Annotated in this window: 13 protein-coding genes and 1 tRNA gene; 8 read left to right on the top strand and 6 right to left on the bottom strand. The window is 72.8% G+C overall.

Going from position 1 to position 13,184, the window contains the following annotated elements; translation table 11 throughout:
• The first annotated feature begins 34 nt into the window (after positions 1 to 34).
• From ABWK59_RS23840 to ABWK59_RS23825, 4 genes are all read left to right on the top strand, one after another.
• Positions 35 to 1,339 (top strand): FHA domain-containing protein, encoded by a 1,305-nt coding sequence (locus ABWK59_RS23840; RefSeq protein WP_354642640.1) that lies wholly within the window; start codon positions 35 to 37, stop codon positions 1,337 to 1,339.
• Positions 1,340 to 1,402: 63 nt separating this feature from the next.
• Positions 1,403 to 2,320: an ABC transporter ATP-binding protein gene (locus ABWK59_RS23835; RefSeq protein ID WP_354642639.1), complete on the top strand. Its 918-nt coding sequence runs from the start codon at positions 1,403 to 1,405 to the stop codon at positions 2,318 to 2,320.
• Positions 2,317 to 3,450, top strand: coding sequence for an ABC transporter permease (locus tag ABWK59_RS23830; RefSeq protein WP_354642638.1), 1,134 nt, complete (start codon positions 2,317 to 2,319; stop codon positions 3,448 to 3,450). Before ABWK59_RS23835 ends, ABWK59_RS23830 begins: the two co-directional genes overlap by 4 nt.
• A 123-nt stretch (positions 3,451 to 3,573) precedes the next feature.
• Positions 3,574 to 3,978 (top strand): globin, encoded by a 405-nt coding sequence (locus ABWK59_RS23825; RefSeq protein ID WP_354642637.1) that lies wholly within the window; start codon positions 3,574 to 3,576, stop codon positions 3,976 to 3,978.
• A gap of 112 nt (positions 3,979 to 4,090) precedes the next feature.
• On the opposite strand, the gene ABWK59_RS23820 is transcribed toward ABWK59_RS23825, so the two are convergent.
• From ABWK59_RS23820 to ABWK59_RS23800, 5 genes are all read right to left on the bottom strand, one after another.
• Complete coding sequence (locus ABWK59_RS23820; RefSeq protein ID WP_354642636.1) at positions 4,091 to 4,783, bottom strand: hypothetical protein; 693 nt, start codon at positions 4,781 to 4,783, stop codon at positions 4,091 to 4,093.
• Positions 4,784 to 4,903: 120 nt separating this feature from the next.
• Entirely contained in the window at positions 4,904 to 5,350 is a 447-nt protein-coding gene (locus tag ABWK59_RS23815) for an acyl-CoA thioesterase (protein WP_354642635.1), read from the bottom strand.
• Between the two features lie 101 nt (positions 5,351 to 5,451).
• Positions 5,452 to 7,116, bottom strand: a complete 1,665-nt coding sequence (gene ettA, locus ABWK59_RS23810) for an energy-dependent translational throttle protein EttA (protein ID WP_354642634.1) — start codon at positions 7,114 to 7,116, stop codon at positions 5,452 to 5,454.
• Between the two features lie 255 nt (positions 7,117 to 7,371).
• Positions 7,372 to 8,709 (bottom strand): Cys-Gln thioester bond-forming surface protein, encoded by a 1,338-nt coding sequence (locus tag ABWK59_RS23805; protein ID WP_354642633.1) that lies wholly within the window; start codon positions 8,707 to 8,709, stop codon positions 7,372 to 7,374.
• A gap of 316 nt (positions 8,710 to 9,025) precedes the next feature.
• Positions 9,026 to 9,640, bottom strand: a complete 615-nt coding sequence (locus ABWK59_RS23800) for a single-stranded DNA-binding protein (RefSeq protein WP_354642632.1) — start codon at positions 9,638 to 9,640, stop codon at positions 9,026 to 9,028.
• 620 nt (positions 9,641 to 10,260) lie between these two features.
• Here ABWK59_RS23800 and ABWK59_RS23795 point away from each other — a divergent pair.
• A tRNA-Arg gene (locus ABWK59_RS23795) sits at positions 10,261 to 10,336 on the top strand.
• Positions 10,337 to 10,468: 132 nt separating this feature from the next.
• Here the strand turns inward: ABWK59_RS23795 and ABWK59_RS23790 are convergent.
• Complete coding sequence (locus ABWK59_RS23790; RefSeq protein WP_354642631.1) at positions 10,469 to 11,074, bottom strand: TetR/AcrR family transcriptional regulator; 606 nt, start codon at positions 11,072 to 11,074, stop codon at positions 10,469 to 10,471.
• Positions 11,075 to 11,185: 111 nt separating this feature from the next.
• On the opposite strand from ABWK59_RS23790, the gene ABWK59_RS23785 reads away from it, so the two are divergent.
• From ABWK59_RS23785 to ABWK59_RS23775, 3 genes are all read left to right on the top strand, one after another.
• Positions 11,186 to 11,800 (top strand): GNAT family N-acetyltransferase, encoded by a 615-nt coding sequence (locus ABWK59_RS23785; protein ID WP_354642630.1) that lies wholly within the window; start codon positions 11,186 to 11,188, stop codon positions 11,798 to 11,800.
• 94 nt (positions 11,801 to 11,894) lie between these two features.
• Positions 11,895 to 12,314, top strand: a complete 420-nt coding sequence (locus ABWK59_RS23780; RefSeq protein WP_354642629.1) for a RidA family protein — start codon at positions 11,895 to 11,897, stop codon at positions 12,312 to 12,314.
• Positions 12,315 to 12,366: 52 nt separating this feature from the next.
• Positions 12,367 to 13,149 (top strand): enoyl-CoA hydratase/isomerase family protein, encoded by a 783-nt coding sequence (locus ABWK59_RS23775; protein ID WP_354642628.1) that lies wholly within the window; start codon positions 12,367 to 12,369, stop codon positions 13,147 to 13,149.
• Positions 13,150 to 13,184 lie beyond the last annotated feature (35 nt).

The following is a 13,184-nucleotide window of genomic DNA, read 5'->3' as shown; positions in this document are numbered from 1 at the left end:
CCGGGGCCGGCCCAGCTGGAATGTGGGGGACCTGATGCCGATCTGCCCTAGGGGCCATGAGTCGCAGGCCGAGGACTGGTGCGACTTCTGCGGCTTCCCGATGACTCCGCCGCCCGGTCTGGCCGTCCCGGGCGCCCCGTCCGCCGCGGGCGCCGGTCCGCGTCCCCCGGCCGCCGACCCGTTCGGCGCACCGCGGCCGGCCGACCCCTTCGGCGGCCGGCCCGCTCCCCCGCCGTTCACCCCGCCGCCGGCACCGGCCGGGCCCGAGCCCACCGCCGGCCTGGCCACCTGCCCGATCTGCCGCACCCCGCAGACCGGCCGGTACTGCGAGGACTGCGGGTACGACTACGACCTGGCCTCCCCGGCCCGGCCGCAGGCCCCCCCGGCCGGCGGCTACGGCTTCCCGCCGCCCGCGGCCGGCCAGCAGCCGCCTCCGCCGCCGCCGAGTCTCTCCCCGCCGGCCTCCCCGCAGGCCCCGCCGCCGGCTTCGCCGTACCGGCCCTCCCCGTTCGAGCGGCCGGCCCGCGAGCCGGGCGGGTACGAGCCGGGCGGGTACGAGCCGGGCGGGTCGGCGCAGCCGCCGTACCAGCCGACCGCCTACGACCCGCCGGGCTCCTACGACCCGGCGGTGGGGCACGAGCAGCCGGTCCGGCACGAGCCGCCGGCGTTCGACCCGGCGCCCGGGTACGAGCGTCCCGCGGGCTACGAGCGCCAGGGCGGGTACGAGCGTCCAGCCGCGTTCGAGCGTCCGGGCGGGTACGAGCGCCCCGCGGCGTTCGAGCCGGGCCCGGCCGCGGCCTTCCCGGAGGCGGAGGACGTCGAGCGGACCGGTCCGGTGTACGCGCAGCCGGGTCCGGCCGGGCCGGGCGACGAGTTCGGCACCTCGTTCCACCTGGCGCCGCCGGCCGGTGCCGCGTCGGCGCCCGCCCGGACCACCTGGATCGCGGTGGTGTCGGCCGACCGGGACTACTTCACCGACATGATGGCCCGCAGCGGCCCGGAGGCGGCGGGGCTGTTCTTCCCGCCGTACTGCCCGGAGCGGCGGATCCCGCTGACCGGCCGCGGCCAGCTGCGGATCGGCCGGCGCAGCGCGCACCGGGGCACGGTGCCGGAGATCGACCTGTCGGTGGCCCCGGAGGACCCGGGCGCCTCGCACCAGCACGCGATGCTGGCCGAGCAGGCCGACGGCAGCTGGGTGCTGGTGGACCAGGACTCCACCAACGGCACCACGGTGAACGGCAGCCCCGACCCGGTGCCGCCGCACACCGCGATCCCGCTGAACGACGGCGACCGGGTCCACGTCGGCGCCTGGACCACCATCACGCTCCACCGGTCCTGACCCATCCTCAAGATTCGCACAAGTGACCGTCGGCCATGGCCCCGGACCCCTAGGGTCTGGGCCATGACTGATGCGATCACCGCGGACGGGATCCGGAAGCGGTACGGGGACGTCCAGGCCGTCGACGGGGTCTCGCTCTCCGTCCGGTCGGGCGAGTTCTACGGCATCCTGGGCCCGAACGGCGCCGGGAAGACCACCACCCTCGAAATCCTCGAGGGCATCCGCGAGCCCGACGAGGGCCGCGTCGAGCTGCTGGGCATGGCGCCCTGGCCGCGCAACACGAAGCTGCTGCCGCGGATCGGCGTGCAGTTCCAGGCGTCGGCGTTCTTCGTGAAGCTGACGGCCCGGGAGACGATCCGCACCTTCGCCTCCTTCTACGGCGTCGGCCCCCGGCGGGCCGACGCGATGCTGGAGCGGGTCGGGCTCTCCGACTCCGCCTCCCAGCTGACCGACAAGCTCTCCGGCGGCCAGGCCCAGCGGCTGTCCATCGCCTGCGCCCTGGCCCACGACCCGGAGCTGGTGTTCCTGGACGAGCCCACCACCGGGCTCGACCCGCAGGCCCGCCGCAACCTCTGGGACCTGCTCCGGGACATCAACGCCGAGGGCCGCACGGTGGTGCTGACCACCCACTACCTGGACGAGGCCGAGGTGCTCTGCGACCGGGTCTCGGTGATGGACCGCGGCCGGGTGCTGCGGACCGGCGCCCCCGCGGCCCTGGTCCGCGAGATCGACGACACCGTCCGGGTCAGCGTGGAGTCCGGCCTCCTCACCGCCGACCGGGCCCGGGAGCTGTTCTCCGCCGCCGGCGCCGAGATCACCGCCCTGGAGGACGACGGGGTCAGCCTCGCCGTCTCCACCCGCGCGCCCGCCCCGGTGCTGGCCGTGCTCGCCGAGCAGGGCGCCCTGCGCGGCCTGGAGGTCCGCGGAGCCACCCTGGAGGACGTCTTCCTCCAGCTGACCGGACGGGAGTACCGGGCATGACCACCACCTCGGTCGCCACCGAGCACGAGCCCCGGCAGCGGCCCGAACCCGAGCGGGAACGGGTCAGCGCCTTCGCCGGACTGGCCCGGGTGATGCTGCTCGGCTTCCTCCGGGACCGCACCGCGCTGTTCTTCGTGCTGGCCATGCCGCTGATGTTCCTGCTGCTGTTCGGCACCCTGCTGAAGTCCGCCGGGGCGCCGCACGTCAAGGTCGGCCAGGTCGGCCAGGTACGGCTGCTGGACGCCGTCCAGGGCGAGCAGCGCGCCGCGCTGGAGAAGACCCTCAGCGTCTCCACCTTCACCGATGCGCCGACCGCGCTGGAGAAGCTGCGCAAGGGCGAGCTGGACGGCGTGGTGGTGCAGGGCCCGGACGGCGGGGTGCGCCTGAGCATCAGCGTCTCCGACACGGTCAAGGCCGGGACCGTCCAGGGCATCCTCGACTCGGTGGTGCAGTCCGCCAACCAGGCCGCCACCGGGCAGCCGCCGGCGTTCACCCTGAGCACCGACCAGGTCGAGGACGAGTCGCTCCAGCCGATCCAGTTCCTCACCCCCGGCCTGCTCGGCTGGGCGGTGGCCACCGGCGCGGTGTTCGGCGCCTCCTTCACCCTGGTCAACTGGCGGCAGCGGAAGGTGCTGCGGCGGCTGCGACTGGCCCCGGTCTCGGCCGGCGCGGTCATCACCGCCCGGGTCGGGGTGAGCGTCCTGGTCGCGCTCGCCCAGACCGCGATCTTCCTGGGGGTCGCCACCCTGCCGTTCTTCGGCCTGCAGCTCACCGGGAACTGGTGGCTGGTGGTACCGCTGGTGGTCTGCGCCACCATCGCCTTCATGTCGATCGGCCTGGTCACCGGCGCGGTGGCGAAGACCGAGGAGGCGGCCAACGGCATCAACCAGGTCATCGTGCTGCCGATGTCCTTCCTGTCCGGCTCCTTCTTCCCGCTGGACGACGCGCCGCCGTGGCTGCAGACCGTCTCGCACGCGCTGCCGCTGCGCTACCTGGTCACCTCCGCCCAGTCGGTGCTCAGCCGCGGCGGCGGGGTCATGGACGTGCTGCCGGCCATGGGCGGGCTGCTCGCCTTCGCCGCGGTGATGTCGGCGATCGCCTGGCGGTTCTTCGACTGGAACGACGCGTAGGGCGTCCGGGGGTCGGTGGGCGCTGCGCGGCGCGCAGGCCGTCCCCCGGACCCGTTCGACCGCGGGGTCGTAGGCCGGAAGTCCCGGTGTACGGCCCCGTGGGCCGTCTGCGACCATGGTCGGGTGAACGAGACCCGGAGTGAGACGCTTCCAGAGGAGACCTTCTTCGAGGCCGTCGGCGGCGAGGCGACCTTCCGGAAGCTGGTGCACCGGTTCTACCAGGGCGTCGCCCAGGACGAGCTGCTGCGGCCGATGTACCCCGAGGAGGACCTCGGGCCGGCCGAGGAGCGGTTCGCGCTCTTCCTGATCCAGTACTGGGGCGGCCCGCGCACCTACAGCGAGCAGCGCGGCCACCCGCGGCTGCGGATGCGGCACGCGCCCTTCGCGGTGGACCGGGCGGCGCACGACGCCTGGCTGGGGCACATGCGCACCGCGCTGGACGAGCTGGGCCTCCCGGCCGAGGCCGAGCGGCAGCTGTGGGACTACCTCACCTACGCCGCCGCCTCGATGATCAACACCGCGGGCTGAATCCCCGCCACGCGGGCTCCCGGGTCTGCTCCCGTCCCCGCCACGCGGGATCCCGGGGGTTCCTTCCTTCCCCGCCACGCGGGCGTCCGTCCCCGCAGCTGGGCGTCGGGCCTCAGCGCAGCGGGCTGAGGCCCAGTCCGGCGCCCGGGGCGTCCGTGGTGCGCAACACCACCGAGCCCGCCGCGGCGCTCAACCGCAGCCAGCCGCCGGCCCGGTGCACGGTCAGCCGCCCGGCCGGACGCAGGAAGCCGATGGCGTACGCCGCGTGGGCGGCCCGCAGCGGCAGGTCGGGGACGACCTCCAGCGGCCGGGACCAGATCTCGTCGGCGATCGCGTCCACCACCTGCCGGGTCCGGTGGTGCTCCGGGACCTCCTCGGTGCGCCGCTTGAACTCCCGTACGCCGGCCATCAGTTCAGGGAAGACCCGGTCCGCGGCGGGTTCCGCGACCGGCTGCCAGCCGGTCCGCGGCGGGAGCAGCCCGGCCCAGGCGGGACCGGTCACCGGCGGCGGCACGGCCACGGTGCCCGCCGGCTCGTCCACCGCCTCCAGCAGCTGCCCGGCCGAGACGGTCGCGTCCAGCGCCCGCTCGATCCCGGCCAGCCGGGCGGTCCTGATCGCGAGCACCCCGGAGCTACCCAGCGGCAGCCGTCCGAACGCGGCCAGCACCCCGCCGCCCTCCACCGCCGGCACGGCCTGCAGCCGCACCACGGCGGCCCGGTCGAAGCGCAGCAGCCTGGCCAGGAAGGCGGTGAGGTCGGCGGCCTCGCCGGTGTCGGCGAGGTCCAGCGGCGGGGTGGCGGTCAACGGAGGTCAGCTCACTCGGGTCCGGTACGGCCCTCGGGCCGCGTCAGCGGGATGCGCGCGGCCCCTCCCGGGGACCGGGTGCGGGGTCGCGCCGGGTGCGGGCCTCGGGCCCGGAACGGGTCAGGCCGTGACGACGGCGGCCGGCGCCTCGTCCATGAAGCGGCTGAGGAACGCCTTCTCCACCGGGCTGATCCGGCGCGGCCGGCCCTCGACCAGGTCGTAGGGGACCACCACGGTGGAGGCCCGGACGTAGACCGTCTCGGTGCCGTCCTCGGCGGTGTCCTTGATCTCGTAGGAGACCGTCAGCGAGGCGCCGCCGATCTTGGTGACCCAGGTCTCGACGGTGACCGGCGCCGGCCGGTGCACCAGCGGGCGCTTGTACTCGATCTCGTGCCGGGCCACCACCGAGCCGCCCGCGAACTCACCGGCGCCGGCCTCGGCGGCCTGGGTGAACATGAAGTCGATCCGGGCCTCCTCCAGGTAGCGCAGGAAGACCACGTTGTTGACGTGGCCGAAGGCGTCCATGTCGGACCACCTCATCGGGCAGGCGTAGATGTGGCGAGCCACGGAGATCTCCTCGAACTCTTCCTCGCCCGCGCGGGGGATCACGGGCGTCGGCCCGGCCGGCCGCCGGAGGGCGGCCGGGCCGGGCCGGGGTCGGGCTGCGGTCAGCCCCGGGTCAGCTTCTTGTAGGTGGCCCGGTGCGGACGGGCGGCGTCGGCGCCCAGCCGCTCGATCTTGTTCTTCTCGTAGGACTCGAAGTTGCCCTCGAACCAGAACCACTTGCTGTCACCCTCGTAGGCGAGGATGTGGGTGGCGACCCGGTCGAGGAACCAGCGGTCGTGGGAGATGACCACGGCGCAGCCGGGGAACTCCAGCAGGGCGTTCTCCAGCGAGGAGAGCGTCTCGACGTCGAGGTCGTTGGTCGGCTCGTCGAGGAGCAGCAGGTTGCCGCCCTGCTTGAGGGTGAGCGCCAGGTTGAGGCGGTTGCGCTCACCACCGGAGAGCACACCGGCCGGCTTCTGCTGGTCCGGGCCCTTGAAGCCGAACGCGGAGACGTAGGCGCGCGAGGGCATCTCGACCTGGCCGACGTTGATCCAGTCGAGGCCGTCGGAGACGACCTCCCACAGGGTCTTCTTCGGGTCGATGTTGGCACGCGACTGGTCGACGTAGCTGATCTTGACGGTCTCGCCGACCTTGACACTGCCGGAGTCCGGGGTCTCCATGTCCTGCAGCATCTTGAACAGCGTGGTCTTGCCGGCGCCGTTCGGGCCGATGATGCCGACGATGCCGTTGCGCGGCAGGGTGAAGCTCAGGTCCTCGATGAGGATCTTCTCGCCGAAGGCCTTGGAGAGCTTCTCGACCTCGATGACGATGTTGCCCAGGCGCGGGCCCGGCGGGATCTGGATCTCCTCGAAGTCCAGCTTCCGCATCTTGTCGGCCTCGGCCGCCATCTCCTCGTACCGGGCGAGGCGGGCCTTGGACTTGGCCTGGCGGCCCTTCGCGTTGGAGCGGACCCACTCCAGCTCTTCCTTGAGCCGCTTGGCGCGCTTGGCGTCCTTCTGGCCCTCGACCTTGAGACGGGACTGCTTGGTCTCCAGGTACGTGGAGTAGTTGCCCTCGTACGGGTAGGCGCGGCCGCGGTCCAGCTCCAGGATCCACTGGGCGACGTTGTCCAGGAAGTACCGGTCGTGGGTGACCGCGACGACGGTCCCGGGGTACTTCTCCAGGTGCTGCTCCAGCCAGTTCACCGACTCGGCGTCCAGGTGGTTGGTGGGCTCGTCGAGCAGCAGCAGGTCGGGCTGCTCCAGCAGCAGCTTGCACAGCGCGACGCGGCGGCGCTCACCACCGGAGAGCTTGGTGACCGGCCAGTCGCCGGGCGGGCAGCCCAGGGCGTCCATGGCCTGCTCCAGCTGGGCGTCCAGGTCCCAGGCGTTGGCGTGGTCCAGGTCCTCCTGGAGCTTGCCCATCTCGTCGAGCAGCTCGTCGGAGTAGTCGGTCGCCATCAGCTCGGCGATCTCGTTGAACCGGTTGAGCTTGCCCTTGATCTCCTTGACGCCGTCCTCGACGTTCTCCAGGACGGTCTTGGACTCGTCGAGCGGGGGCTCCTGCTGGAGCATGCCGACGGTGAAGCCCGGGGAGAGGAAGGCGTCGCCGTTGGACGGCTGGTCCAGGCCCGCCATCATCCGGAGGACGGTCGACTTACCGGCGCCGTTGGGGCCGACGACGCCGATCTTCGCTCCGGGGAGGAAGCTGAGCGTCACGTCGTCAAGGATGACCTTGTCGCCGTGTGCCTTGCGCACCTTGCGCATGGTGTAGATGAATTCCGCCACGTGAGATCGCTCCGGCGTCGTCGTGAGTAATCGGCTTGCAGCATTCCATTGTGCCGTAAGGCGCACCCGGACCCGAACGGCCGCCGTGGGCGGACCCGTCCGGCCGCTGTCCGCGGGCGGGTGACCGGCCGCCGGGCGGCGGCGGACACGGGCCGGCCCCGCCCTCCGCTGCAGGGGAGGACGGGGCCGGTCTCAGCTCGCCCGACCGCCGGGATCAGCCGGCGGCCGGGGCGTGTCCCTCAGGGACGGGGCTGCTCAGGCACCGCTGTGGCGGCCGCGGCGGCGCAGCGCGAAGACCGCGCCACCACCGGCGAGCACCAGGGCGCCCGCGATGCCGGCCATCAGGCCGGTGCCGGCGCCGCCACCCGTGGTGGCCAGCTGCGGGCCGGTCGGGCTGGCCGACGGGGCCGGAGCGGTCGGGGAGGCGGTGCTGCTGTCGGTCTTGCAGTTCAGGATGCCCTGGAAGCGCTCCGAGAACTTGAACGGACCGGTGATGGTGAAGTCGTACTTCGCGTCCTCGGCGACCTTGACCGGGATGGTCTGGGTCTCACCGGGCTTGACCGTGACGGTCTTGCCGCTCAGCTCGAACTTCCACTCCTGGTCGCCCTTGTTGGTGGCGGTGACCACGACGGCGTTCTGGACGCAGTCGACCTTGGCGGTGACGGCCGGGATCGGGCCGGTCGGGGCCCAGCTGACCTTGCCGACGGCGTTGGTCTTGACCGGCTTGGTGCCGGCCAGGATCAGGGTCTGGCTGTGCTTGCCGTTCTTCTCGCCGACGAAGGCGCGGCCGACGGAGAGCTCGGCCTCGGTGCTGGCGGTGACCTTGGCGCTGCCGGCCTCGGCACCGGCGGGGGTCTTGGCGAAGAACTGGTCACCGTTCTTGGCGGTGGTGACCGGCTTGCCGTCCTTGTCGGTCAGTACGACGCCGGCCTTCTTGCCGGCCTCGTCCAGCGCCAGGTTCACCGAGTCCGAGTTGGACTTCACGGTGATCGGGCCGAGCTGCTCGCCGCTCTTGCCGGCGACCGAGGCGGGCTCCAGGCTCAGCGAGGCCTTGGGCTCCTCACCCTGCTTGACGTCGGCGACCTTGTCCTTGAGGTACTTGGTCAGCGCGGCCGCGTCCTCCTTGACGGGCTTGGCGTCCGCGCCGTCCGAGAAGGACCAGATCGCGGCCTGGGTACCCGCGGCGGCCTCGTTCTCGTCGAGGTCGGCGATGCCCGAGGCCTTCTTCAGGTCGTCGACGCTCTTGGTCGGGAAGGAGTTGAGCAGGATCCACTTGATCTTGGCCGCCGCCTCCGGCTTGCCGGCCAGCGAGCTCGACTTCCAGTCGGTCTCGTTGTACTCGGCGTCCGGCTGGGTCGGGTTCATCAGGTCGATGCAGTAGGCGAGGAGGGCCTTCTTCTCGTCCTGCTCGCCGGCCGGCAGCAGCTTGAACAGACCGCCGTCGATCGCCGGACGGTCGCCGATCTTGATCTGGCCGCTGAACTTCAGACCCGGCAGCAGCTTCGCGGTCGCGCCCGCGGTGCCCGGCCCGTCGGCCGCCATGGCACTGGTCATGCCGAGCCCGCCGCCCACGATCAGGCTCGAAGCGAGCATGACAGTGGCTATGCGGGAAACGGCCCGCCCCTGCTTGTGGAACATGAGTTGATCCCTCCGGGCCGGATCTTGCCGCTGGCAACCGGCCCCTGCAAAGCGACGCCCCCTGTGACGTCGCTGCACGTGTGTGGACCAGACGCATCATATTGACCGTTTCGGTCGTTACACCCGCCGTGGCAAATCCGGACGATTCCGTGGCCCTATCGTTACCAACCAGTCGGATGGTCCGTTCTGTTGATGAGTCGACATAAAGTCACGGCAGGTCAGGAGCTTGTTCAGGATTGCACTTCTTCACGCCGGTGCCGACTTGATCTGATCACCTCACAGAAGTGATCATCACATCTCCCTCATCCGCCTCGCTCAACTCCCCCACCCCCGAGGCTCCGACCGGACCCGCCGCCTCCGCTCCGCCACCGCCCGGAACCTCCCCCTCCGCGGCCCGGCGGGCCCGGACGGCGGCCACGATCCACTCCGGCACGGCCTCCTCCACCCGGGCCACGCCCGCCTCACCCGAGGCACCGCCGCCCTCCCCGGGCGTGGTCGAACCTCCGCCCGGGGAGGGGGACTTGGTCTGGACCGCCCAACGGAACGCCGAGGTCCCGCGGGCGAGGTCGTGACCGACCGAGCGCGCGTCGATCTCCACCGCCGATCGCCGCCGGTCGTCCTCACCCCACTCACGGACCCTCAGCCGGCCGCTCACCACGACCGGATCACCCTTGTTCACCGAACTGACGAGGTTGGTCGCCAGCCACCGCCAGGCCACCACGGTGACCCAGGTGGTGTCCCCGTCCGTCCACTCGCCGCGGCCGCGGTCGAAGCGCCGCTCGGTCGCCGCCATGCGGAAGTTCGCCACCGGCACACCGGCCGCGGTCTGGGTGTACGTCACCGCGGAGGCGACATTCCCCACCATCGTCACGAGGGTCTCGTTCATCGGTCCACCGCACCTTTCCCAGCAAATTCACGGATTCCTGTCAGAATTCTCAGACGGTCCCGTCGACGGGTCGAGCGTGCGGAATTGGCGAACGTCTCGCCAGTCCTCGGTGAATTCCTGTGGAAAACCCCGGGGTGTGGATAACCCGAGTCCCTCACAGGGGTGAATTCCGGACCCAATCCGACATGTCGGGAACCGTCTCCACGGCGCGACCATGACAACATCACTCCACCCCGGAGAGCCGTGCGCTCCCGGAACGTTCCCCGAACGGGTGGTCGGAGCCCCGCACCGGCCACGTCATCCGACCGGAGGAACCCAAATCCCGCCCCCCACCGCCACTCCGGCCGGGCATTCTCCGCACCGAATCCATAACGGGTGGGGCCGCAGCCCCGTAACGACTGCACAACGTCCGGCTCCAGGACGGTCCAGATCGCTGCACACCCGTCCGGCAGCTGCGATTATCGGACCGCTCCACCGCGCCCGACACACCCCTCCCGGGGGCCGAAGGCCCGGAGGGGTTCCCGGACACCCGTATCCTGTCCCGGACCCGGGTCGTCGCGGCGTGTCCAGCGACCCGCACAGCACGGCCAAGGCCCGGCCGGGGGCCCACCACCCCACCGGCCCCCATAGCTCAGCGGATAGAGCACCCGCCTTCTAAGCGGTAGGTCGCAGGTTCGAATCCTGCTGGGGGCGCCACCCTGCGCGGCCGCACCACGGCGCGCGACCCGTTCACCCCGCGCGTGCCGACCCCCGCGCTCCCGCGGCCGCCTCACGCAAGCGCCGGCGCACGCCCTCCCGCGGCCCGCCGGCTTGCGGCCCCGCGCCTTCTCAGGCCGCGGCGATCCCCGCCAGGTAGGCGTCCAGCAGCGCGGTCTGCCGCTCGGCCGGGAACTCGGCGGGGGCGAACAGCGCCTGCACCACCAGCCCCAGCACGAAGCTCTGGGCCGCCGCGGCCACGTCCTCGGCCGGCCGCCCGGCCGGCAGTTCGCCGAGCCGCCGCGCGTCCTCGACGTGCCCGGTCATCCGCCGCCGGGCGGCCCGGTACCGCTCGGCGTGCTCGGCGGCCAGGTCGGGGTCGGCCAGGGCGACGTCCCAGGAGCTCACCCAGATCCGGTTGCCGGCGGCGCTCTGCGGGGTGAGCGGGAGGATGTCCAGCAGGACCGCCCGCAGCATCGCCAGGCCCACCGCCCCGCCGGCGCGCTCCTCCGCGGGCCGGGGCCGCTCGGCGGACTGCCGGTCCAGGACGTCCAGCGCGTGCTTGAGCAGGGCCCGCTTGCTCGGGAAGTAGTGGGTCAGCAGTCCGGTGGAGGCTCCCATCTCGGCGGCCACGGCGCGCAGTGTCAGCCCTTCGAAGCCGCGCTCGGCCAGCACCCGCCAGACCGCCCGGGAGACGTCGGCTCGGCGGGCGTCATGGTCTCCACGGGCGGGTGTCATGCGCGCTATGGTACCTACCAAACGTTTGTTATGTACCGCGCTCCGGGCTCCCGGCCGCTCCCCCGGCCGCTCCCCCGGCCGCGCCCGCGCCGCTGACCGGAGGACCGTGCCATGTACGCCGTGCCGCTCGCCGAGGACGCCGAGCTCCGATCGCTCGAACCGTGGCAGGCCGAGGAGTTCCTGGCCCACATGGACCGGGCCCGGGCCAACACCGATCCGTTCATCCCCTGGGCCCGCCGCTCCACCGACCTGGAATCCGCCCGGGCCACCCTCCAGTCGTACGCGGACCGCCAGGCCTCGGACTCGGGCCGGATCTTCGGGATCTGGTCGGCGGGCACGCTGGTCGGCGGCGTGATGTTCGTGCACTTCGACGTCGGTACGGGCAACTGCGAGATCGGCGCCTGGGTGGAGAAGGCCGGCGAGGGACGCGGGCTGGTGAGCGCCGCGGTCCGCCGTCTGATCGATTACGCACTGGTCGAACGCGGGCTGCAGCGGGTCGAGTGGTGGAACAGCACGAGGAATCCCCGGAGCCGGGCGGTGGCGCAGCGGATGGGCATGCACCTGGACGGCGTGTTGCGGGAGAACTTCCCGCACGACGGCGTCCGCCTGGACATGGAACTGTGGTCGGTGCTGGCCCGCGAATGGCCCGGCGCGGACACCGCCGCGGACTCCTCCGGGAACCCCGCCGGGAACACTTCTGCGGACGGCACCCCGAAAACCGCGTGACAGGACCGCCGGCCGCCCCGAGGATCGACCGGCCCGCACGCAGCCCCGTTCCGCCCGGCGCACCGGGCGCGAGCCGCCGCTCCCGAGGAGTCCCGTGGTCCAGCGCAGCACCGTGCCGAGTCTCTTCCCGCCGCCGGGGTACGCCCACACGGCCGTGGTCCCGCCGGGTACCCGGCTGGCCTTCCTCGCCGGCGGCGTCCCGCTGGCCGGGGACGGCACCCTGGTCGGCCCCGGCGACCACGTGGCCCAGACGCACCAGGTGCTGGCCAATGTGGCCGAGGCGCTGCGGCACGTGGGGAGCGGGCTGGAGTGGGTGGTGGCGTCCACGGTCTACGTGGTGGCCGCCGATCCGGGGCCGCTCTCCGCGGTCTGGGAGGTGGTCGACGCCTCGGGCCTGGCGGACGGTCCGCACACCTCCACCCTGCTCGGGGTCTCCACCCTGGGCTACACCGGGCAGTTGGTGGAGATCACAGTGACGGCCGTGGTGCCCGGACCGGCGGCTGTGGAAGGGTGAGGCGGCGGGGTCCGGAGCGGCCGGATCGGCGAGCCCGGAGGCAGGAATGGCCATGCAGCCCGTCGACACCGGCGTGGAGGGACTGCGTGCCCGGTACGGCGGCGCGGTGGCGACGCTGGTGCTGGACCGGCCGCACCGCCGCAACGCGCTGACCCTGAGCATGTGGCAGGGGCTGCCGGGGGTCCTGGACCGGCTGGCGGCGCTGCCGGGGATCCGGGCGCTGGTGCTGACCGGCGCCGAGGGGACCTTCTCGGCGGGTGCGGACATCGCCGAACTGGCCGGTGTCTACGGCGATCCCGCCCGGGCCGACGCCTACCACGCGGACAACGTCGCGGCGGAGGAGGCGCTGGCCGCCTTCCCGCACCCGACCGTGGCCGCGGTGAGCGGGGACTGCGTGGGCGGGGGCTGCCAGCTGGCGGTCGCCTGTGACCTGCGGTTCGCCGCGGAGGGCGCCCGGTTCGGGATCACCCCGGCCAAGCTGGGGGTGGTCTACCCGGCGGTGCCGACCGTGCGGCTGGCCCGGCTGGTCGGGCCGTCCCGGGCCAAGTACCTGCTGTTCTCGGCGGAGTTGGTGGACGCGGCGCAGGCCGAGCGGTTCAACCTGGTGGACCGGGTGGTGCCGGCGCCCGCCTCGGTGCTGGAGCAGGCGCTGGAGTTCGCCCGGGTGGTGGCGAACCGTTCCCCGCAGACCATCGGCGCGGTGAAGGACGCCCTGGCCGGTCCGCTGGAGCTGGCCGGCGAGGCGGTGGCGCCGTGGGAGCGCAAGTCCCGGCTGGCCCCGGACGTCCGGGAGGGCCTGGCCGCCTTCCTGGAGAAGCGCGCCCCGCAATTCTGAGCGCCGGGCGGCCGCCCCACCGGGCCCGGCCGCCC

Origin of the sequence: Kitasatospora sp. HUAS MG31, assembly GCF_040571325.1 — a bacterium.
GTDB classification, from domain to species: domain Bacteria; phylum Actinomycetota; class Actinomycetes; order Streptomycetales; family Streptomycetaceae; genus Kitasatospora; species Kitasatospora camelliae.
Note: the sequence above shows the minus strand (reverse complement) of the source record. Positions and strands in the feature narration are given on the sequence as shown.